21 protein-coding genes and 1 pseudogene are annotated in these 22,234 nt (G+C 41.8%); 9 read left to right on the top strand and 13 right to left on the bottom strand.

Annotated features, from left to right (window positions below; genetic code table 11):
- The first annotated feature begins 1,269 nt into the window (after positions 1 to 1,269).
- From V7K41_RS01265 to V7K41_RS01275, 3 genes are all read left to right on the top strand, one after another.
- Complete coding sequence (locus V7K41_RS01265; RefSeq protein ID WP_334845350.1) at positions 1,270 to 1,884, top strand: TetR/AcrR family transcriptional regulator; 615 nt, start codon at positions 1,270 to 1,272, stop codon at positions 1,882 to 1,884.
- 72 nt (positions 1,885 to 1,956) lie between these two features.
- Positions 1,957 to 2,313 (top strand): GIY-YIG nuclease family protein, encoded by a 357-nt coding sequence (locus tag V7K41_RS01270; RefSeq protein ID WP_334845351.1) that lies wholly within the window; start codon positions 1,957 to 1,959, stop codon positions 2,311 to 2,313.
- Positions 2,314 to 2,317: 4 nt separating this feature from the next.
- Complete coding sequence (locus V7K41_RS01275) at positions 2,318 to 2,524, top strand: hypothetical protein (RefSeq protein ID WP_334845352.1); 207 nt, start codon at positions 2,318 to 2,320, stop codon at positions 2,522 to 2,524.
- 71 nt (positions 2,525 to 2,595) lie between these two features.
- Here the strand turns inward: V7K41_RS01275 and V7K41_RS01280 are convergent, their stop codons facing one another.
- The 5 genes from V7K41_RS01280 to V7K41_RS01300 all read right to left on the bottom strand — a co-directional run bounded on the left by V7K41_RS01280 (position 2,596) and on the right by V7K41_RS01300 (position 6,882).
- On the bottom strand, positions 2,596 to 3,678 hold the full coding sequence (locus V7K41_RS01280; RefSeq protein ID WP_334845353.1) for an energy-coupling factor ABC transporter ATP-binding protein: 1,083 nt from the start codon (positions 3,676 to 3,678) through the stop codon (positions 2,596 to 2,598).
- Positions 3,675 to 4,373 carry an ABC transporter permease gene (locus V7K41_RS01285; RefSeq protein ID WP_334845354.1) on the bottom strand — a complete coding sequence of 233 codons (699 nt, stop codon included), beginning with the start codon at positions 4,371 to 4,373 and terminating at the stop codon, positions 3,675 to 3,677. The genes V7K41_RS01280 and V7K41_RS01285 overlap by 4 nt, the downstream gene beginning before the upstream one ends.
- Before the next feature lie 77 nt (positions 4,374 to 4,450).
- Entirely contained in the window at positions 4,451 to 5,329 is an 879-nt protein-coding gene (locus V7K41_RS01290) for a substrate-binding domain-containing protein (protein WP_334845355.1), read from the bottom strand.
- A gap of 61 nt (positions 5,330 to 5,390) precedes the next feature.
- The gene (locus V7K41_RS01295) at positions 5,391 to 6,710 is read right to left on the bottom strand and encodes a substrate-binding domain-containing protein (RefSeq protein WP_442943094.1); all 1,320 of its coding nucleotides are present in this window, start codon (positions 6,708 to 6,710) and stop codon (positions 5,391 to 5,393) included.
- On the bottom strand, positions 6,694 to 6,882 hold the full coding sequence (locus V7K41_RS01300) for a hypothetical protein (protein ID WP_334845370.1): 189 nt from the start codon (positions 6,880 to 6,882) through the stop codon (positions 6,694 to 6,696). Before V7K41_RS01300 ends, V7K41_RS01295 begins: the two co-directional genes overlap by 17 nt.
- 580 nt (positions 6,883 to 7,462) lie before the next feature.
- Here V7K41_RS01300 and V7K41_RS01305 point away from each other — a divergent pair.
- From V7K41_RS01305 to V7K41_RS01320, 5 genes and pseudogenes are all read left to right on the top strand, one after another.
- Entirely contained in the window at positions 7,463 to 7,654 is a 192-nt protein-coding gene (locus V7K41_RS01305; RefSeq protein ID WP_334845356.1) for a hypothetical protein, read from the top strand.
- Between the two features lie 12 nt (positions 7,655 to 7,666).
- On the top strand, positions 7,667 to 8,734 hold the full coding sequence (locus V7K41_RS01310; protein ID WP_334845357.1) for an NAD/NADP octopine/nopaline dehydrogenase family protein: 1,068 nt from the start codon (positions 7,667 to 7,669) through the stop codon (positions 8,732 to 8,734).
- Positions 8,735 to 8,738: 4 nt separating this feature from the next.
- A pseudogene (locus V7K41_RS32760) lies at positions 8,739 to 8,882 on the top strand (IS630 family transposase); the annotation flags it as partial.
- A gap of 274 nt (positions 8,883 to 9,156) precedes the next feature.
- Positions 9,157 to 9,564: a hypothetical protein gene (locus V7K41_RS01315; RefSeq protein ID WP_334845358.1), complete on the top strand. Its 408-nt coding sequence runs from the start codon at positions 9,157 to 9,159 to the stop codon at positions 9,562 to 9,564.
- Positions 9,565 to 9,585: 21 nt separating this feature from the next.
- Positions 9,586 to 9,963 (top strand): hypothetical protein, encoded by a 378-nt coding sequence (locus tag V7K41_RS01320; RefSeq protein ID WP_334845359.1) that lies wholly within the window; start codon positions 9,586 to 9,588, stop codon positions 9,961 to 9,963.
- A gap of 471 nt (positions 9,964 to 10,434) precedes the next feature.
- Here the strand turns inward: V7K41_RS01320 and V7K41_RS01325 are convergent, their stop codons facing one another.
- Positions 10,435 to 10,755 (bottom strand): hypothetical protein, encoded by a 321-nt coding sequence (locus V7K41_RS01325; RefSeq protein ID WP_334845360.1) that lies wholly within the window; start codon positions 10,753 to 10,755, stop codon positions 10,435 to 10,437.
- Between the two features lie 821 nt (positions 10,756 to 11,576).
- Between V7K41_RS01325 and nifE the strand changes: the two genes are divergently transcribed.
- Positions 11,577 to 12,956 carry a nitrogenase iron-molybdenum cofactor biosynthesis protein NifE gene (gene nifE / locus V7K41_RS01330; RefSeq protein ID WP_334845361.1) on the top strand — a complete coding sequence of 460 codons (1,380 nt, stop codon included), beginning with the start codon at positions 11,577 to 11,579 and terminating at the stop codon, positions 12,954 to 12,956.
- 91 nt (positions 12,957 to 13,047) lie between these two features.
- Here the strand turns inward: nifE and V7K41_RS01335 are convergent, their stop codons facing one another.
- The 7 genes from V7K41_RS01335 to V7K41_RS01365 form a co-directional block, all read right to left on the bottom strand.
- Entirely contained in the window at positions 13,048 to 14,268 is a 1,221-nt protein-coding gene (locus tag V7K41_RS01335; protein WP_334845362.1) for an acyl-CoA dehydrogenase family protein, read from the bottom strand.
- A 253-nt stretch (positions 14,269 to 14,521) separates the two neighbouring features.
- The gene (locus V7K41_RS01340) at positions 14,522 to 15,541 is read right to left on the bottom strand and encodes an iron-siderophore ABC transporter substrate-binding protein (protein ID WP_334845363.1); all 1,020 of its coding nucleotides are present in this window, start codon (positions 15,539 to 15,541) and stop codon (positions 14,522 to 14,524) included.
- A gap of 169 nt (positions 15,542 to 15,710) precedes the next feature.
- Positions 15,711 to 16,502 carry an ABC transporter ATP-binding protein gene (locus tag V7K41_RS01345; RefSeq protein ID WP_334845364.1) on the bottom strand — a complete coding sequence of 264 codons (792 nt, stop codon included), beginning with the start codon at positions 16,500 to 16,502 and terminating at the stop codon, positions 15,711 to 15,713.
- Positions 16,503 to 16,898: 396 nt separating this feature from the next.
- Complete coding sequence (locus tag V7K41_RS01350; protein WP_334845365.1) at positions 16,899 to 17,939, bottom strand: FecCD family ABC transporter permease; 1,041 nt, start codon at positions 17,937 to 17,939, stop codon at positions 16,899 to 16,901.
- Positions 17,936 to 18,955, bottom strand: a complete 1,020-nt coding sequence (locus tag V7K41_RS01355) for a FecCD family ABC transporter permease (RefSeq protein ID WP_334845368.1) — start codon at positions 18,953 to 18,955, stop codon at positions 17,936 to 17,938. The genes V7K41_RS01350 and V7K41_RS01355 overlap by 4 nt, the downstream gene beginning before the upstream one ends.
- A gap of 227 nt (positions 18,956 to 19,182) precedes the next feature.
- The gene (locus tag V7K41_RS01360) at positions 19,183 to 20,898 is read right to left on the bottom strand and encodes a TonB-dependent siderophore receptor (RefSeq protein ID WP_334845369.1); all 1,716 of its coding nucleotides are present in this window, start codon (positions 20,896 to 20,898) and stop codon (positions 19,183 to 19,185) included.
- Between the two features lie 50 nt (positions 20,899 to 20,948).
- Positions 20,949 to 22,076: an AMIN domain-containing protein gene (locus V7K41_RS01365; RefSeq protein WP_334845366.1), complete on the bottom strand. Its 1,128-nt coding sequence runs from the start codon at positions 22,074 to 22,076 to the stop codon at positions 20,949 to 20,951.
- Between the last annotated feature and the right edge of the window lie 158 nt (positions 22,077 to 22,234).

The following is a 22,234-nucleotide window of genomic DNA, read 5'->3' on the forward strand; positions in this document are numbered from 1 at the left end:
TATTTCTCTTATCATCAGAAAAATTCTTTGACTGACTTGATTTCAAAATCCTATCACCCGGTTTAATTAATAATAGTAACTCTAATAACAATAGGAAAAATAGATGTTGGATAAATTGAGATAAATTTATTAACAAATAGACAGTTCTGTCTAGATTTAACAGCATGGTGATTCATATATATAAAAGGTTTAGCAATCAATAGAGTTCGGTTAAAGGGGAAAGGGGAAAGGGGAAAGGTATTGCTTTTAAATACATCCTTTCACCCTTACCCCAAAACCATTTCCCAGACCACAAGGAAAGTTCATAGTGCTTATCCGAACTGTATTGGTTTAGCAATGAAAATAGACAGACTATTCTAACTATAAATCAAGAGATTAATGATTGATTTTCTATCTTGTTTATGGATATTTTATTTAGAAAGCTAGACGAGATTTGCTCAACTTAAAACAACAGAATAACGCAATTATCGGCTTTGAGGCTTTCTAGATGATAACTAATTGTAACCACGAATACTGTTTGTAAATTAATTGGTCAGCGCAAGTAAATTGGCCAGATGTATGATATTCTTTATTTATAGGGAATCTAAACCACTTCATGCACAAAGGATCTCCAAGCACTTGCGCTGTAGTGATGAAGCCAAATCCCATAAGTTAACCAATTGTTTGATGAACTGATGGTCTTGCTCCACAAGTTTCTGGAGGATTGTGGAAGTACTTGATCGGTAGCAGTTCTGAAGTTCGGGGGGACTTTGGTCTGCTTACAGTTCATCAATCACTTTTGGTACAAACCCTTTATTCTTAACAGACAGTGTTTTCTTAAATTCTCATAAATCATCGAAGCTTTGGCGAATGAGAGAATAGAATAAGCAATCGATAAATAATACTGTTTGTGATTTAACCAATTGGGTAAAATAAACTTAATTCTACATCCAGATGAATGAAATAACCTGGTATTTCAAACGAGTTAAATAATAATTAAGACTGTTTTTGTTTTAAAATATTATTATTTTCTGGTATTGATATATATTCTTACACAGAATTAAAACCTATTTTTAAACCAGAATATAACGGTATATTTATATCTGTCGATTACATTGTATGCAATAGCTATAATGTAAGCTCCTCACAGCAATTTGAGATGGGTTGAAATTTATGCATTTAGTTTGAAAAGATAGTTTAGGTTGAAGTTGAAACAATCTTGAAATTGGGAAAATCTTTGTCAGTCTTGAATTAATTAATAATTACATATTATTTAAGGATGCCATCTAAATGACTAAACCGAAAACAATTCGTAAATCTGTTCACGATCGCATCCTAAGTACAGCATCAGGTTTGTTTTATCGAGAAGGAATTCGCAACGTTGGCATTGACAGAATCGTTGCGGAATCTGGCGTTGCGAAAATGTCGCTCTACAATCATTTCAAGTCAAAAGATGCATTGATTGAAGCGTGGCTGCGACAACAGGATGAACAATGGTGCGAATGGCTTAAAACCGCGATTGAACAACGAGCTTCTAACCCATCCCAACAACTATTGGCAATATTTGATGCCCTGCGGGAATGGTTTGAGGGCCCAGATTTTCGAGGTTGTGCATTCATTAATGCTTCAGTGGAACTAGCCAATGCTGACCATCCTGGACATCGAGTAGCATTGGAGCATCAACAATCGATTTACCACTACATCAAGAGCCTAGCTCAAGCCGCAGAAGTTTTATCACCAGAACAGTTAGCTAGGCAACTGCTTCTATTGGTGCAAGGTGCGATCGTGGTTGCGATGATGGAAGGAAGTTGGTCAACCGCTTCACAAGCGAAAAAAGTGGCGACCATCCTAATTCAGACTGCATCAAAATCCGGCGTTACCGAAACAGTGCTGAGTGCTGAGTAACGAGTGCTGAGTAAAAAAAGCAATAATCGCATTCAGCATTCCTGAAATGAAGTCTATACAAACGACTCTGAATTGCAAATCCAAGCTCGGAGAATCCTGGATGCGATCGCCTTTACACCCTTTGAGCAATGTCAGCCTTTGAGCCGCGAATTTGCCAACCTTCCTGCTCGTCCTGGTATCTATGCAATCAGACACAAAACTGATGGATTGCTTTACATCGGTAAAACTAAGAGTCTACGAGGTCGCTTCAGTGGTGGACATAAGGCTTTTTTGTGGGCGTGGCTTGACAAATATAGGGATGAAGACGTTCGTATTGCCATGCAGCCAATTTATCACTGGGAAAACCCTGCGCTACTATTGGAGTTAGAAGCAATTATTCTAAGATCGACCGAGCCTCCTTACAACGTCCAAATTCCACCCGACAGGTGAACCTATGCAAGCTAAACTTCAAGAGCAACTTTCTGCTGCTGATGCTGAAGTCATCTTAGGGCTTTTACCTGAGCGAATTCGAGAGGCTTTGATTGCTCGTGCTACTGAAATTGAGTATCCACTCGAAGCGGTAATTGAAATGGCGATCGCCAGTTTCCTTGATACAGAGGCATTGGGTTTTGCGGATTGCAAACCAGGAAGAGGGCAATAAAAATGCAGTCTCACAACGCTCATACACCCTACCATTGAGAGGTTATCGGCGGGTCAGTAATGCCATTTTTTTTAAACAAAATGTGCATCTGTTGCATTGAATGCCAGCTTAATTATTTCATGGGGATATAGATTGCCAAATATATGATTCCGAGGCACTCTGGCGATTAAAGTTTGTTCTCCCACCTTAACCCAAATACTACAAATCCCAATACCATTTAAAACCCGTTCTACTAGCCCTTCAATAATTACCGACCCAGGTTTGTGTTGCATTAAAAAACTTGGATCGTAAACATTAAAAGTATCGCCAGATAAACAACATGCAGTAATTGGCTTTGTGATTTCCCCAGGATATAAAAACTCTATCCCGTTTGCAAGTTTGATAAAACTTCCACGGCTACTCCGTTCTACCCGACACGGAGTAATATTATCTATCCCTACCAGTCTGGCAAGCTGCTCGTTAGCTGGTCGGCGGATGATGGTTTCCAAGTTATCATCCTGGATGATACAGCCGTCAAATAAGGCGATCGCTCTCTCGGCAAAATGCAGTATATCTGTAAAATTATGACTGACTAATATGACTGCCGATCCCCTAGCTTGGGCCCATTGTCTAATTTTCTCGATCATTTGCGGACGTATGCCCACATCTAAAGAAGCAGAAGGCTCATCCAAAAGCAGCAATTCGGAATCAGCAACTAAACCGCAGGCAATACAAACCCGCTTTGCTTCACCACCAGACAGTGAACGAGCCGAACGTTTTGCCAAGTGTTCGCAGCCAAAAGTTGCAAGTGCAGTATGTACCCTTTGCGGAATCTTGTGCGTTGGTGTTCCCCGAAACTTTAATACCTTGGCAACATTATTAAAAACAGTGTCATCCAGTAGTAATGTTTCTTGAAATACCAAAGCCGAACGACGACGCAACAATGTTTTATTGGCATTGCGGACATCCTGTCCAAATAATTGCATCTCACCACGGTAAGGTTGCAAGAGATTGATTGTTCTTAACAAAGTGCTTTTACCAGCGCCATTGGGGCCAAGCACAGCGACAAGTTCCCCAGGACGGACTGCAAAATTTTCAATTGACAGGATATTTTTATGTGTTTTGCTATCGACACTCACCTGTTGCATATTTAGGACATACTTGTTAGTACTCATAAAATTTTCCGGTCATGCTGTAGGATAGTCAGCAACACGATAACGGTGTATGTGATGATCAGGAGAATGTATGCGATCGCCATTGCCACATCGTAATTCCCTTTCCCTACCTCTGTAACGATCGCTGTTGTCAGAACTCTTGTCTGCCCCTTGATATTGCCGCCCACCATCATCGATGCGCCAACTTCTGAGATGACGCGACCAAAACCGGCAATGACAGCAGCCATTAACCCTAAACGCGCTTCCTTGATCAGCAAAAAGTTTGCTTGCCACTGTGTCGCCCCCATTGACAACAGTTGCCAGCGTAGTTTCGGATTAATACTGATAATTGCTGTAAAACTGAAGCCAGCTACAATTGGAAAAGCAATGATTGCTTGGGCTACGATCATCGCTGTGGGTGTATAAATCAAATTAAGGTTTCCCAATGGGCCAGATCGCCACAAAAATACACTGACCACTAAGCCGATGACGACCGGTGGCAATCCCATCCCAAAGTTAATCAAACTATTCAGAGTCTGCTTGCCGGCGAAATCCACTAATGCTAGCCACAGTCCTAATGGTAGTCCCAGTAAAACGCTAATGGCTGTAGCTGTTCCAGATACAAACAATGTCATTGTCATCACCTGGAAAACGTCACTATCGCCATCGGTTAATAGCTCAAGAGCTTTCAAAGCTCCCTCAATGATTGTATTCACAAATCTCTTAAAGAATTGGAAAAGAATACTGAAATATGCAGTAGAGCAACCCTTGATGATCTGATGCTTAAATTTCTCTAAAAGCCGTAATTTTTCTCCGTTCTACCCGCATCAACATAAAATAGCGGTTGTTTGAACTCTTTTTTACCATGCGCTGCAATTAGTGTCTGTCCTTCAGGAGATAAGACATAATTAATAAAAGCTTTAGCTCCTGTACTATTCACCCTGGGAAATTTCTGAGGATTTACTTGCATAACATGGTAGAGATTTAACAGTTTCTTATCTCCTTGCACCAGTACAGGTAAAGACAGATTTTTCTTTTGAAATATATAGGTTGCTCGATCTACTAAGGTATATCCCAGTTTTTGATTAGCAACTTGCAAAGTTTCCGCCATCCCCGAACCTGTTTGCTGATACCAAGCGCCAGAGGGTGTGACATTTGCCTGTTTCCATAAATCTTTCTCTAGCTTATTAGTACCTGAGTCATCACCCCGCGATATAAACAATCCTTGGTTTTTGGCAATCAAAGAGAATGCTTCTACAGCATTCTTTTTCCCTCGGATCTTTGCCTTGTCAGCATCTGGCCCGACAATAACAAAGTCATTGTGCATTACCAAGTGACGATTAATTACTGCTCCACCTGCCAAAACTTTGCGTTCGGCTTTAGGTGAATTGACAAACAGTGCGTCAACCTCACCTTTTTCAGCCAGAGCCAAAGCCTGTCCTGTGCCGACTGCAACCTTTTTCAGCGTATATCCTGTTTTCTTTTCAATCGCCGGAACTAAATCATCTAGCAGCCCGCTATCCTCAATGCTGGTTGTCATTGCTACAATCACATTTTTAGTCGTTGAGGACTGTGCAATAGATGGCTTTTGCTTGATTAGCATATCACTAGCTTCAGCACTCAGAATCGCCAAGCAACACGCCAAAAATGCAATAAAAATTCTCCGAATCATAGAACCTCTAAAAATATATGATTTATGCATTGACATAGTAATAAGCTGTTACACAAAAGCACTAAATATTTGCTACAACTTCCCCAGTCTTGCTGATGTCATAACCGCCGAGAATTTCTAATTGCGATCGCACTAGCCGATTTCCCAAGATATTGATAAACTGCTGTACTGGTGATTCTTGCAAGTATTCTTTAAGAATCACCAAGTCGTATCGCGCACTATGAAGGGGAATAAATCCCAAACCAAAGGTAGCAGCTATAGATGCCGTACTGATACCTGCATCAGCGATTCCTGAGACTATAGATAAAGCAACATCTTGATGGTTGTGAACGATATGGTCAAATCTTTTCACAGCCTCCAATGGTACTCGTTCTTCTTGGAGTTTCCGTTCTAAAAGCATCCGATTGCCAGAACCCACTTCATGGGTGACAACAGTTGCTCCAAATTCTACTAAGTCAGAAACTGTTTTAACTCCCATTGGGTTTCCTGGTGGAACTAACAATCCCTCTTGCCAAACCCCAAGCGTAATCAAGACAGCACTCTTATCTGTTAAGACTTCTCGCACAAAGGGAATGTTATATTCCCCAGTTTGGGGGTCATATAAGTGCATCCCTGCAATGTGAACTTCACCTCGGTCTAAACTACGCAATGCAGCCTTGCTATGGGCGAAACGATAATGAACTCGCAGTTGCGGATGCCAGCGTTCAGTTGCTCTAGCCAAGAGGGAAAGCACAGGTGTACAACCAGCAATCACAACTGTATTATGCAATTTGTCTATATCATCCAGAAGCCGAACCAGGACTTTATTTGTACCTGTCTGGCTCTGTGCTTCACTCGGAGGGTGAAGCTCGTTCCTCGCTAACGCTAATGGCAGTTTGTTTATACTGGGGAACCCGTCCACCCCTACAGGTGACGCTCCTCTGTTGGAAAGTTCTGAACGGAGGAAGCCTCCGCTAAGACTTTCTGCTACGTTGCTACCGCTTGCGCTAACGCCACTCCCTACAATGGGGTGGCTCACTGCAACTACCTCACCATCAGATGGAATCATTTCGATGCGAAAAGCATCTTTGCCTAATAGGGGATAAGCTATCCATCGATCCCCAATCCGCGCTAGAATAACTTGTGATTGCTGGTTGTTAGAGGTCGAATCGGCAAGAACCGCCTCAATCTTGGGTAAATCGTCCTCTCCTAGCGAGAATAAGTCTTCAACTTGGCAACCAAGTGCCTTAGCCAAACGCAAGGAAATAGTAACAGAAGGCGCACATTGTCCCGTTTCCACAGCACCAATAGTCTGACGGGTTACGCCAGCTATATTAGCTAATTCTTGCTGACTCATGCCCAGACGATTCCTAATTGCCTTCAGGTTATTGCAAATATTCATATCCTGCTTTATGAGGCTGTATCTCTTTGTTACGAAAAGCCGTAGCGGACACATTTAATCTGACTTGAAAAAGGGGTAGGGGAGCCAGTGCGCCCTTGCGGTTAAGAGACTTGTAGCAACTGGCGTGTGTAGGGGAAAGCCGATTTTCATGACTGACGGTGAAATTTTTCATGATTAACTGCCTAAGTAATAGCAAGGTCTTCTATAGGACTCCTATTTGATTTTTGAAAAAACTCACTCAGTACACCTTTCCTTTATTCTTTCTTCCCCATTCCCTATATGAGTGATTCACCGAATCAAATCGGATTGCTATAGTGTGTGCCTTTTGTGCTGGAAGTTCTGTTAATGCTTTTGTAATTTTGTATACATATTTTCCAAATACTTACCAGATTTTTGTTTTTGCGGAAAGTCAAGTAATTTCTATACTATTTGTTAGTTTATTACTGTGTTTTATTCCTTTTTAGCAAGCATATCATACACATTGCCAAAATAATTGCTAAAATAATAAAAAGTTTTCCCTGGTACTTTCTGATGAAAAGTGTATTTTTAGCTACAGAATTTTTCCTAATTTTGTAGAGTAGATGAACGATTTTAAGCTTAAATATTTACGTGCAACGTACCTGTGTCCACATATTAACCATCAGATTTTTATTAGCGATGGCTCCGCCCGCCGCAGGCATCGCATTTGAAAAATTGATTGCTGATGTGTTCCATCGGAATAAAAATTTGTAGTTATTATTTTAAATATGGTTATGTGCCGATGGTGGGGCACAATGCTTGCAACTTTGAGGCGATGTCTACGACAGGCTATGACGCTTCTCTACGAGACGCTGCGCGAACGCTATCGGCGTCGCATAATTCACACTTGGATTGGTGTAATGCCCAGACAAAATTCTTATGCGAATGGTGAATTTAAGATATCCTTGGTTCTGGTTTTGGGATAAACTAATTGGCACATGCTACAGACTAGCTATTTGGTTGTAGGTAAAGGACACATTGGCTTAGCGACAGCTGTCTATTTGAGTAATCAAGGATATACTGTTTACCTTTTCTCTCGCCGTTCTTCCATTGTTACCGAGACGAAAACCATTTACTCAATTGGATCAGTTTCTCCCGGAAGTTATCCAGTTGCAGCTTGTTCCAATAATATTTATGAGTTGGCGGCACTAAATGGTGGTAAACTACCACTCAACGTACTGATCTGTTGTCGCGGTCAAGACATCGAAGCATACGCCAAGATTTTAGCTGAATATGTCAATCCTCAAATGAACGTTCTGGTTTTCTGTGCTAGTCGCTTTGCAGGTCGGGTTTTTTGTAAGGTACTCCAGAGACTAGGAATAGCTAAGGAACAATTGCCTGCTGTGGCTGATGTCAACAACACTCCTTTCGTCAGTCGCGGTAATACGGAGGATCGAGTCAAGATTAGCACATTTACCAACAAGTTCTTTGTGGCAGCTCAGAACCGAACTATGACAAATCAGATTATGAGCGCTTACCAAGCTGGGTTTAGTAATTTATCAGCTGCTGCCTCGGTTTTAGAAATTAATCTTAATAAAGTTAATGACATTATCCACCTTCCCCTGCTTCTGGTTTCATTAGCTAGATGGGAATCTGGTGAGGATTACAACCTCTATCATAACCTTGGTTCCCATACTGTTGGACTCATTGACCACCTGGATCGCGATCGCATAGCAGTGGGTGAAGCACTGGGAGTCTTCAACTTAATTGATATCAAAAGCCACTATCAAATCGCATATGGAACTACCGGATCGTCCCTTTATGAACATATACAGCAGGTTGGAGCCTACTCCAGTACGACCCTGTGTAACCCTCATCACCGCTATTTGGTTGAGGATCTGCCTTATGGCTGTTTTCCCCTACAAGTTTTAGCTCGCCTAGCAGGAGTAGAAACACCATTTCTGGATAGTTGCATCACAATAGGAAATAAGTTCCTTGACATACCTCTGGAATGGAACGCTGAGTTTCTGGAATTGGATCGGCATCAGCTCAGTCAAGAACTTTAGTAGTATTACCATCTTTGAACTGCCCTTGTATTCACTGGAGTTTAATTTGATTGAGATTTTGTGGCAGTTTATTAAATATGAATGGATTGATATAGATGCTTACTCTAGTTGGGAAACTTGTATCGCATATTTGGAAAAAATTATGTAATTAATTTTATCTAACTATTTAAATCATCTTAGTTGTAAGAATTATAAAATAGCTCTTAGTCAATGATTAAGGCAGGGATAATATTGAGGAAATATAGCTAATAACTTATAATATATTGTACTTATAAAACAATTTTTTTCTCTGCAAGTTGCTATTTTTTCAGCCCATATAAACTTAATTTATTAATAAAATATTATCTTAGTTAGATGGACGTTAATAAGTAGTTTATATTTATGATTACAATGCTGAAATTTATTCATTAGAGAGTTAGCTAATGACACAAACAACTCAATATGCACACTATATGCAGGCTGACCAACGCCCTAGTATTAAGGAGCCAATAGAACTCTCACCTTTAGTTGGTAATTGGGTCAATACTAAATCGGATACTAATTATTTAGTGCGGGTGGTTCTGACTGAACAATATGGTCGTCTTGTGTTTCAGGGTTATGGAGCCAACGAACCCTCACCAATTGACTGGGGTGAGGTTGAGGCAGTGCCTTACGCTGTAGGAAACTCACTTACAGCAGGAGGATTCCACGCTTTTTACAAGCTAGACGGGATTGAGACACATCTGGTGGCAAACCAAAAATTAGGAATCTTGGTCATTCAGTCCTATACCCGCTACGTAGATGGTAGTGGCCGAACCGATCATTTTGCCCGTGAGTTTTTTCATCGCTAGTAAGAAGAGGAACATTTCAAGATGGAACGAAACGAAATTTACGGTAACCAGCCCAAGGACACCGTGATTGATTTCATGCCTTATTTAGGAACCTGGATAAACTCCAACACAAAGACTACATGGATCGAGAAATTTACCTTAACCAAGCATAATGAGCAAATTATTATGCACGCTTATGGTGCCCAGTCCCTCAAAGATTGGGGTGAGACTGAGGTGACACCGTTTGTAGATAATATCAATGAGAAAGCTTTCTGTGCAAGATACAATCGCGATTCAGTGGAATCCTTGTTGGCAGCGAATATGAACAAAGATTTGTGGGTCATTGCTGCATTTCACAAGTTCAAGGATGGTAGCCAACCCAATTTTCTGTGTCGAGAGTTTTACTATCGGCCGGACTAAGATAAAGTTTCTCCTTGCATTTGTACTAAAAAAGCTCATAAGCTTTGCTGTACAAAAAGTCTAGGGTTTAACACTTAAAACACCGTATCCATGTAAGAGATTTCCAAGAAATAAATTATCCCATCTTGTGGGGTGGGCATCTTGCCCGCCTATGATTACGGGCGGGCGAGACGCCCACCCCACAATAAATAGTTGGATATTTTTTTATTTGGAAGTCCCTAAACGCTGAAACTAAACGCCTTGTCATTGGTTTTGTTGGGTTTCGCTTACGCTCAAACGCCACTTGCTTCTCCCTTTGGGAGACCGCGAACAACGGGGGGAACCACCAAGGGCGCAGTGCCTCCCCAACCTACTATTCTTCTTAACCGAACCGTATTGGGTGATAAGGGATTTCCAAATTTAGTAGGGCATTACCTTATTTGCATCATTACCGTGTGAAACCCGCTGTTGTATGCAGCGGGTTTCTGCTGACTATAGTTCTTGTGTATCTACTTCTTGTGGATAATAGTAGTTTTGAACGTATTTACTAGTCACTTCTAGCAGTGTGGCGTGACCTTGAGGACTTAGCTGTGCGTACGCTGACAGTGCGCTACTGATATAAGAGGTAAAATCGCTTTCACTGGGATTCAAGAACTCTTGTCCGATGACGAGTGCGGCATAAGTTTCAGACATTTTAGTGCTGAATCCGTGTTCAGTGAGTCCATCAACCATGTAGCGAAATAGCCAGTTAGCGTCAGGGTCATGCTCAATCAATTTAGAAGCGCCAGTGATAAAGTCTTGGTATTCAGTCATTGGGGTTACTCCTTTGGCAACTTATATTCTCGAATAATTCTGGCAATCACACTGCTTATAGAAAACACGCCAGGTTTTTAGACAAGGCTTCAAACTTTTCGTCGCAAATTGGAAAGTTTACTCGGCAATGATTCCTGCCGTAAGGCTTTTCGAGTATGAAATTTGTGACTTGAAGCAAAAATGGGGGATGAAACGTAGTTAAATTGAAATAGTTAATTCTCCAAAATAAACATCCATACTCAACTCATATAGCAATTCTATTTTATTTATGAAAATCGTCAGTCTTAGATACCCGACTTATTTAATAAGTCGGGTATGTTGTTTTTCGCGAATGATTTAAGATTGTTATATATAGTTAGAATAGTCTACCTATTTTAAGGAATTAATATCTTGTTTACTTCAAAGTAATCATATTTTATATATAAACAGTTCTGTCTATTTCTAACTGTTTCTATCCCTCAAATATCAACGCAAATTTATGATAATGTCATTATTTTTACTATTATTAGTTACAATTATTGTTAGGATTTGAAAGTCGAGTAACTCAAAGAATTGTTATTCAATTAAACGAGCATTTGCCAAATGAGTATCAATATAGAGTCAAATAACGATTTTCATTCATCTTTGCGTTTTTGCTGTTAGTAGCAAAAACTGTACTTCTTAAGATACGCGCTACTCAGATTAAAGATTTCGGCTATTGCTTACCTAGAGCATATTTTAAGCTAATAAATAGAGCTAAGAAATAATTTGGCAACCGACACCCCACCTTTTAACTCCTAAATATTGACTCTTTTTTATGAATCTTCAGTACGAGGAAAGGTATGAAAAATACTCAAGTAACAATTAACGAAACAGCTTGTAAACATAACGAAAAAAATTTGGGTGACAAGAACAAACTAACTTGTACAAAATCACCACAACCAGGTGCAAACCAAGGAAATTGTCCTTTAGATGGAGCAATGGTTTCTGTCGGAGCTATCACTGATGTTGTTCATTTGGTACATGGTGCTATTGGTTGTACTCATAATCCTTGGGCGACTCATGGTAGCCTATCATCAGGCTCTCAATTATACCAAACTGCTTTTACTACTGACTTTAGCGAGAATAATATCGTTTTTGGTGGTGAAAAGAAACTGTACAAAGCTATTCTTGATGTTGCTCAACGCTATAATCCTGCGGCTATTTTTGTCTACGCTACTTGTATTACCGCTTTGATTGGTGATGATATCGATAGTGTCTGTAAACTGGCTGCACAGAAGATTGATATTCCGGTTGTATATGTAAATTCGCCTGGATTTCTTGGTAGTAAAAACTTGGGTAATCGTATTGGCAATGAGACTTTATTGAAATATGTAATCGGAACAGCAGAACCAGAATTTACTACCCTTTTTGATATCAATATTGTTGGTGACTACAACGTTGCTGGTGATTTATGGAATGTTTTACCACTGTTCAATAAATTGGGTATACGCGTTCTCTCCAAAATTACGGGTGATGCTCGCTATAAAGAAGTTTGCTATGCTCATCGTGCCAAGTTGAATGTAGTCATTTGCTCAAATGTAGTGCTGCCAATGGCGCAAACAATGAAAGAATTTTATGGAATTCCTTATGTTGAAGAATCTTTCTTTGGTGTGAAAAACTTAAACCATTGCTTGCGAAATATTGCAGCAACATTAGGGGATAAATATCTTCAAGAACGTACAGAATGGTTGATAAGAGAAGAAAACGCAGCCCTAAATATTGCCCTAGCTCCCTACCGTGCCCAGTTGAAAGGCAAGCGGATTATTCTTTCTACTGGTGGTGTAAAAATTTGGTCGATTATTTTAGCTGCCAAAGATTTAGGAATGGAAGTGATTGCTACCACTAATGCCAAGACTACAGAAGAGGAGAAAGCCAAAATTAAACAATATCTTGGTCAAGATGGCATTGTTTTGCCCCAAGCAACCCCGGAAGTTTTACTACAGGTACTGAAGGATACAAAAGCTGATGTGCTGATTACTGGGATTGGCAATAAATATACAGCACTCAAAGCACAAATTCCTTTTTTGGATGTTAACCATGAACGCCATCATGCCTACGCTGGTTATATAGGGCTGGTGGAACTGGCACGAGAATTGTATAAAGCCTTGTATAGTCCTGTATGGGAGCAAGTCAGGAAACCTGCTCCTTGGGATGAAAAAATCAACCATGATGTCGCTTGACAAATAATTTGTGAAGCGACAGGATTGCACGACCGATCTTTTTTACCACAAGTTGCCTCAATCTATTGAATATAATTTGTATTGCAAATTCTTACTCCGTAAGGTTTTCTTGGGGAGTTGGGTGGGTGTTGAAATAGGCACGATCGCATGATTGCCCTAGAATCTCCTGACCTATTGAAGACAAAACGCGATCGCAATTATCATGTAATACGTAAAAGGATAAATCTCGCAATATTCGCTCCACAGGACTCGGTTTAATCAAGGAGCGAGATCCACAAGCGTGTATGCAGTCGTTCACTGTTTCTAAAGCCAGTTGTTCAGTTATGTAACGGGCGCGATTGCCTGCTTGTTTTGCCCCTAATACCTGGCCTGTTTCCCAAAGAGTGGCTACCTGCCGCAGCCAGAAATGCATAGTATCTATATTAATTGCTGCCTTAGCAATTCGGTGTTGTACGTAGGGGTCGTGTCCTTTTTCCTGTTTGTTGATGTATGCTAAAGCATAATCATAGGCTCCTTCAGCAGCTCCTAGAAAAGCAGCGCCATACAGAGGCGTAAACCGCGTCTGCCACTCCTGTTGGATGTACTGTCCTGGATAGCCAATCAAGTTTTCTTTAGGGATAAAAGTACGTTCAAAGCGAACTAAGTAACTCACTGTACCTCTCATCCCAATTGGCTGCCACCAACTATCATCAAAGCTAATACTGGAATCGGATAAGTTGCAGGCTAGTAACAACACTGATGTGGGTGAGCCATTGCTATGACGCGCTCCCCCAGGCCCTGCTGTGTTGACCAAGAGAATTGCCCACTCTGCTTCTGGGGCACTGGTGGCGAATACCTTTGTGCCATCAATGATGTATCCCTCATCTACCACTTGCACACTCGTGCCAAGGCTGGCTTCTTGACCTGGAATCTGAGACTGGGGTTCTCCACTCCAAGCCGCCCATTTTTCTCCACGCTGGACAATACCCTCAAACCAGCGCTTTTTCTGAGACTCATTAGCCATAGCTGCTAGTAAAACTTGGGCATTTGCGTGTCCTTCCCAGCAACGGGCTAGGGATAAATCCACTTTTGCCAGTTCCTTAGTCATCATCCATAGGGTAAAGATATCGCTATCATGTCCTAACCCTAGACCACCGTATTCAGTTGGCACAACAGGCGCATTCAGACCTGCTTGAAAAAGGTCTTCAAAATCTTCTCTTGGGAAGCTAGCATTCTGGTCATAACCTGCGGCGCGAGAGGCGAACTTATCGCGTGCAAGTTGGCTAATGCGCTCAATCAGAGTTTGCTTGTTGAGAGTTAGATTGAATATCATTTAATAGAGTTTCATAGACTTGTTTTTAGTTGCTAATCTTACATTTTGCACCAGTTGGTTTATGGCAATTTGTGTCAGTAGGTTATTTTAATGCAGTATGAATAATCATTATGTTGACAAATAAAATCAGTATGGTAATAAGCATAAATAAGAACATATTACATACTGTTAGCCTTTTTTTATGTAGGCTTGAGACTGATAAGTCGAAAATTAACCACCAATAAAAATGATGTTACACTTTTGCACGCTTTATTCATTTACTGTTAGTTTCTTTCAGTGGGTGCAAGATAGAAGTAAATAAATCATCAATAATTCGATTAGCTGATAGATAGCTACCAGTAAGCCAATAAAAATCATCAACTACATAGACTTTATCCTGCCTGACAACATTAAGCTTTGACCACAGAGGTTCTGCCATGAGTTGATGGACAGCTATCTTTGACTGTGTAGGGTCTTTGAAGCCGTAGCGCACTGTAAATAGGATATCCCCATCTATCTGGGTGAGGACTTCTGGAGATATATTGTAGCCAACGGGGTTGCCTGCTTTCTTTTGAGTTGCTTTAGCATCCAGATTTTGCGAAGGAGGACGGATTAGACCGGCATCCTCTACGATCACTCCAGAGAATGCACCCTTGGTTAATGGGTTAATCGTCTGTGGGATGAGGCGCACGACGGAAACTAAAGTTTTTTTGAGTCGGGAACCCATCTTTTGTTTAAACTTGGCTAAACGTACGTTATAATTGTGTATTAAACGTTTTGCTGTCTCGGTTTGACCCAGAGCTTTTGCTGCTGGCATAAACGGTTGTTTCCAGTCTCCATTGCTTTGCACTTTAAGCAAAACAGTGGGTGCAATGTGAGACCATAAACTGTAACTATCCTGATTTCGCATCGTGCCCAAGATCAAGTCCGGCTTGAGAGTCATAACCTTCTCCATGTTCGGCGGCGTCAGAAGCGCACCAATGTCTTCAATGCCTGGGTGCTTATCCTCTAACCGTAGCCCTTGGAGAGTTTTAGTTGGATCTGGAGCACCTACCAGATTGGCTCCCAAAGCTAGAGGTATTTCCACTAGCCACGGGTCTATGACGACGACTCGTTGAGGATGGACGGGAACTAGAGTCTGACCCATTGCGTGTTGGACTACGTGGACGGGCACAGGTGATGTTTGATTTGAGGGAACAACAGCTATATCGCGGGTTGGTAATTGACGACCAAAGGAACTGCAAGCAGAAATCACCAACAGCGTGAGCAGCACAACAAAGCAGAACTTAGGCATATACAGTCAAAAAGATACAGGTGATGTTAGAGCGATCGCGTATTGGCTGTGCAAGAGGTTTTGTTGCAAAAACTTGCAAAGGACAAAAGGTCTGTAGAAAAATGTCTGTTTTTTCAACTCCTGCATTCATCGATATATTGTGTATGCTCTACCTCAAGACCCCGTGCCATCATTTCTTTTTTAGAGGTAAACACAAAGGTGTCCCTGTTACTGGGTTTGGTACAATTCGACAAGCTAATCCAAACACCTCCTGCACCATTTCTTCTGTCATGACATCTGCTGGAGTTCCATAAGCCATAACAGCGCCATCACGTAAAGCTACTAGCTGATGGGCATAACGACACGCCTGATTCAGGTCATGCAACACCATGACAATTGTCCGCCCCTCAAGTTGATTCAAATCCCACAGCAACTCTAGCACCTCCACTTGATGAGCTAAATCTAAGAAAGTTGTCGGCTCATCCAATAGGAGAATCTGCGTATCTTGCGCTAAAGTCATGGCTATCCAAGCACGTTGCTTCTGTCCACCAGAAAGGGTATCTACGGCTCTATCGGCTAATTCGTTGAGGTCTGTAGTTGTTAGTGCTTTGCGGACTTGACGTTCATCTTCAGTTGTCCAAGATTGCAGCCAACTTTTTTGATATGGATAACGACCTTGGGCTACCAAATCTCGCACAGTCAATCCTTCTGGTGCAACTGGCCCTTGAGGAAGAATACCGAGTTGTTGTGCAACTTTGGTCGTTGACTGTCGAAAAATATCAGCACCATTGAGATATACAGTACCAATATGGGGTTTGAGTAATCTGGCTAAACCTTGCAATAGAGTAGATTTCCCACAACCATTGGGGCCAACTAGAGTAGTAATTTGTCCTGTGGGAATTAACAGGTTAAGACCGGATATGATGGGTTTGCCATCGTAAGCCAGACCCAGATGTTGGGTTTCAAGGACTGTGTTCTCCATAAGACTTTCTGATTGCAAGGATAATTGGTTTGAAAGTGCGTAGCTGCAAAGCGGTTTTTGCTGGCAGATCGCATTGCCGCATAGTGCCATGTTGCTTGCGATCGCTTTTGAATCCAACTAATGATTCCTGGCAGGGGAATGACTAAAATTCAATTGATCGAGCTAGTCAAAATGCTAAAGCAGAGCATCTTGTGAAAATCTGGTTATCACAAACCAAATATTCCCCTAAAGTTAGCGATCGCCTTTGAGGATAGATATTTAGATCATATTACCAATAATATTGGGTACTTAGTGCTGCGTTTGGTAAAAATACTCTGACATTAGACTTGGAGCAGCATAACAGTATTTTCCCAGATGATGATTTTAATTAAAAACGGCTTCTAGATCAATATATGTTCATCTTTGCCGTCTTTGATAGAGTAAATAAATAAAATAAGGCGCTCCTAAAGCAGCAGTTAGCAAACCACAAGGTAATTGTGTTGGAGAAAATAAAGTCCTACCCAAAAAATCTGCTGCTGCTACCAATAATCCTCCTATCAAGGCGGCGACTGGCAGTAAATTTTTATGTATTGACCCCACAAGTTTACGTGCTAAATGGGGAGCCATTAATCCCACGAAACCAATTGTACCAGCGATCGCCACACTTGACCCAGCCAGCGCTACACTCACTAGCAATAATTTGCTTCTTTGCCATGTGACTCGGCTACCGAGTCCTTTAGCTACTGTATCACCCAGTTGCAGAGTATCAAGTTCCCGCGCCAGCAGTAAAGCTAAGGGAACGAAGACAACTAGCCAAGGTAGCAGTTGCCAGACTTGCTCCCAACTTTTACCAGCAACACTACCCGCCAGCCATACCAGCGCTCTACTGACGTTGTTGATTTGACCGAAAGTCAACATCAAAGTAGTGAAAGCTCCCATAATTGCTGCGAGTGATACTCCCACCAACACTAAGCGCAGAGGTGATTTTTCTCCCGTGCCAGCTAGCAAGTAGATCAGACAGGCGACAACAAAAGCACCACCAAAAGCAGCTAGGGGCAAATACATAGTGGGTACAGTTGGGAATAATACAATCAAAGTCACCGCTGCTAAGGCTGCACCTGCATTTACCCCAACGATGCCAGGGTCAGCTAAAGGATTACGTGTCAATCCTTGTAAAATAGTACCAGCAACTCCCAAGCCCACTCCTACTAACCAAGAGATTAACACTCTAGGTAAACGTAAGGTAACAACAACAAAGGGAGATTCTGGATCTTGAGTTGGTAAACCAACAACAGCTTTCACTATATCTGCTGGTGGGACAGGATAATCTCCCAAACTAAGGCTCATCCCCAAGACTGCGAGGGTGAGTAATAGCAGTAGTAACAATACTCTAGTTACAGGCTCCTTGCTGAGTATTAAATTTTGAATTTTGAATTTTGAATTTTGAATTGTTATCATCCTCTCTTCACCCGCCAACGCACTAAATACAACAAAAAGGGCGCTCCTAACAGTGCTGTCATTACGCCAACAGGCAATTCTTGGGGTCTAATTAACCAACGGGCTGCTAAGTCTGCCCATATTAGTAAACCTGCACCAAACACGGCTGTACAAGGCAATACCCAACGATAATCAACACCCATTACTCCCCGCGCCAGATGGGGAACTACCAGACCGACAAAGCCGATAGGCCCTGCTAGTGCTACTGCACTTCCTGCTAAGATGACAACGCTCGATGCTGTTGCCAACTTGATCCAACCTGTTTGTTGACCTAAGCCTGTAGCCACCGATTCTCCTAAACTGAGGACGTTGATTTGTCTACTCAAGGCAAAAGCTGTTAACAGCCCTACTACCATCCAGGGCAGCACAGTCAGGAATAGACTGAAGTCTCGTCCTGCTAGAGAACCTGCTAACCAGAAGCGGACTTCTTCTAAAGTGCGATCGCTTAAAATTAGTACACCTGTGGTAATTGAAGATAGCAAGGCAGTTATAACTGCACCAGCAATAGTCAGATTCAATGGTGTTGAGCCTCCATGTCCAAGTGAACCGAGGGAATAAACTGTTAAGGCTGCTATTAAGGCTCCGATAAATGCTACAAGGGTAATTAGAGGTGCTGAAGATGTACCCAAACCAAAAACCACTGTCACCACTGCTAAGGCTGCACCTGCATTGATCCCCAAGATTCCTGGTGCGGCTAGGGGATTTTGGGTGAGTCCTTGCATTAATGCTCCGGCTATAGCCAAACTAGCACCAACCATACTTGCAATCAGTGTACGTGGTAGGCGCATCGAGCGGATAATTATATGTTCAGTGGAGTCATCATAGTTAGTGAATGCAGTGAGTATTTTGGCAATGGGAATGTCAGCAGCACCATAAGAAATGCTGGCGAAAATACCCAACAATACTACTAAGATACCTATGCCTAAGCTCAAAATGCGAATGTAGTATTTTTGCGGGCGAGAAATATTTGTGTTCATGGATTCGTGACAAGAGTTAACTTCGTACCTCGTTTTGCTGTCTCGGTTTTCCTCAAAGCTTTTGCTCCTGGCATAAATGGCTGTTTCCAGTCTCCACTGTTTTCTATCTTGAGTAGAATAGTGGGCGCAATTCCAAACAACATCGATATCATTAGACATAAACACTCTAAAACATCAAAATTGGGGAATAATCAATTTTTCAAGCGTGTCATTCCACTATTGCCCTGTCATAACTCCCAACTTACTGTTCCCTCCACAATAAATGGATCTTCAGGATAAACAAGGTTAAAAGTTCGGGGAGTGAAGTACCGAACATCGGACAGATTTTTGAGGTTAAGCGCGAAGCGAAGGCGATTTATTCGATAGTAGACAGCAGCATCAAGGCGTAAATAACTGGGTACACTGAAGGAGTTTGTAAGATCCCCCTGCCGTTCGCCGACATAGAATAAACCCAGTCCAAATCCTAACCCTTGCAAATTCCCCTTGGAAAAGGTATAAGTCGTCCACAAACTCGCGCTATTCTCAGGGACATTCACTAGTTGATTGCCAATGTATCGCTCGTCCTTCGTCACCTGTCCATCCGTGTAAGCATAGGAGGCAATCACATTCCAGCCTGGCAATATCTCCCCTGTAACATTGAGTTCAATGCCTCGGCTGCGTTGCTCCCCCGTTTGAATATTAAATGTGGTGGGACGATTAGGATCAGGTGTCAAAACATTGGATAAAGTCAATTGATACAAAGCAAGGATTGAACATAGTTTGCCGTTAAGGAAATCAGCTTTGACTCCCACTTCGTATTGAGTGCCAGTACTGGGTTTAAATAAACTACCCCCAAACGTAGTTCCAACATTTTGGGAGAAGGATTGACTGTAGCTGGCATAGAGTGAAACGGGTGGGATAGGTTGATAGACAAGACCTACACGAGGACTAAATGCAAAGTCAGATTGAGTTTGATTGGCACTTGTATTTAAAAAGTTGGTAACTTTATTATCAACAAAATCTCCGCGTCCGCCCAGAACCAAGTTAAGGTTATTGGTAAGTGAGACTATATCTTGAACATAAAAGCCGATCTGATCGTTTTTAGTTTTTTGATTAATTCTAGAAGTAATACCACCGACAGGCTGACCGTAGATCGGGTTGAATACATCTATAGTACCAATAGCCCGCATCGTCTGATCGAACTGACTAATGTCTCTGTACAAGTCAAAGCCAGCAACTAATTCATGCTGAAGGCTACCAGTTTTAAATTTGCCTACCACATAGTTGTCTAGAGCATACTCTTCATCGGCACCAGGCGCTCCTATATAGTTTTGCTGTGTGCGGTTTAGAGTCCGACCATCAGCTCGTAGAGAGCCAGAATTGGCACTATCTGTTCTATATCTTATAGACCTAACAAGAAAAGCATTCACCAATGACCAATTGTCACTAAAGCGATGTTCAAAGTTATAGCTCAATAAAATCGAACGACGGTTGTTTCTGGCATCTTCATCTAATGTGTTCAGACTGAGCGGAATCTCTCCGTTTGGGTTAGGCAAGACAGTTCCTACAGCAGGTAGCCCCGTTCTGGGGTATTGCTGCTGATCTCGGAACTCGCTTTCAAAAGTCAGCTTCGTATTTTTACTTATTTGCCAAGTCAGAACGGGTGCAATTATATAACGCTGATTGTGAAAAAAGTCAATAAAACTTTCTGTGCTGATGTAGGAAGCATTTAAACGATAAAGGAGCGTCTTGTCAGAATTGAGAGGACCAGAGATATCTAAAGTTGGTTGATAGAAACTATAACTGCCAAAAGTCATACTGGTGGCGAAGTAAGGCTCACTCAGCGGCTGCTTTGTGACAAAGTTAATCGTGCCACCTGGATTACCTTGACCGTAAAGGACGGAGGCAGGCCCTCTCAGAACCTCTAATCTTTCAATGTTGGCGAGTTGAGTTTGTCCTGATATAGCTCCTGATGTATAATCCTTAAGACCGTAGCCCTTTCAAGGTGGTGAAATTAGGAGCGAAAATTGGTGGTTTCAACTTTCAAAAAGCCCAAAATCTGAGCAGATGATTCAAAATGGTAGTACTGAAACAACGTATCTTCATTCCTCACCTTGAAAGGGCTATCCTTAAGACCGTTGCGAAGGAGGTTGCTCGTCTGAAAACCTCTAATTGTAAAGACATCACCATTGGTCGGCGAATTAAAACCTTGGATAACACCAACGCTTCTTAAGGCATCGATGGTGTTAACGGCTCCTTGGTCCTGCCAACTCTGCCGGGGAACTACCTGAATCGACTGAGGAATGTCCTGTATCCGCCTATTAGTCCGAGTCCCCACAGTCGCATTGGGAACCTGATACCTAGACCCTGTGTCTGGCGTACCTGTTACTACTAGTTCTATTGGCTCTTGGTTTTGCTCAGGCGTAGTTGTTGGTTGTTGTGCTGTTCTTGGTGTAGCCTCTCGTAGAGAAGCCGTCGCATTCACCCCAAACACCAAACCCTCAGTAACACTATCAAACAACTCCACCTGTGGCGCACCCTGATCCCCTACAATCGTCAATTGCAGGGTGTTATTACCGATATTTACAACTGTTACCTCAGTAATCCCTGCTACTGGCTTTGATTGTCGGAAACTCTCCCCACTGGTAAGCTGTAACTTGGCATTGGGAATATCTACAATGTAAGAATTACCCTCTGTCTTCGGTGAAACCTGCAATTTGTCGGAGTTAGCCGTAACTAAAATTAACTCTATACCCTTATTAGTGGTATTCACCTTTACATCTGTAATTGACACTACATTTGTTGTGGCTTGACTTAGTTGAGCGATCAAGTTCTTTACTCTGTTGATGCTCAATAAATATGATGTGCTGCTGAGGGAACGTTTTATAGAATTGAGTTGGCGAACTTCTGATATGGGTGTTTGCTCCTGCTTCGCTTTTAACTTGGTGACTAAAGCAGATTGAATAGAGGTTTTTGTAACTACCGATGCGTAGGCGTAGCCCGCCGCAGGCATCGCCTCTTTATTGACTGGGGACTGTGCAAGAGTTGGCTCTTGCTTGACTAAGTTACTACCAAAACCGACGCAAACACTTGCTAGCAAACTTAGCAAACACCCATTACACACACCCCAATAATCGATCATTCCACTTTCCTACCAATCTGTATGCCAATATTCTTTACTTTCGTAAGTAAAATTTACATTGTGAAGTATAGCAGCCGCCAGGCTGGTTAGGACGCTGTACCAAGAACATCTTCCATAGCACTGCGAAGACAGTCAAATTGAATTAACTGTTTACGAAT

The organism is Nostoc sp. (assembly GCF_036917415.1).
Classification (GTDB): domain Bacteria; phylum Cyanobacteriota; class Cyanobacteriia; order Cyanobacteriales; family Nostocaceae; genus Nostoc.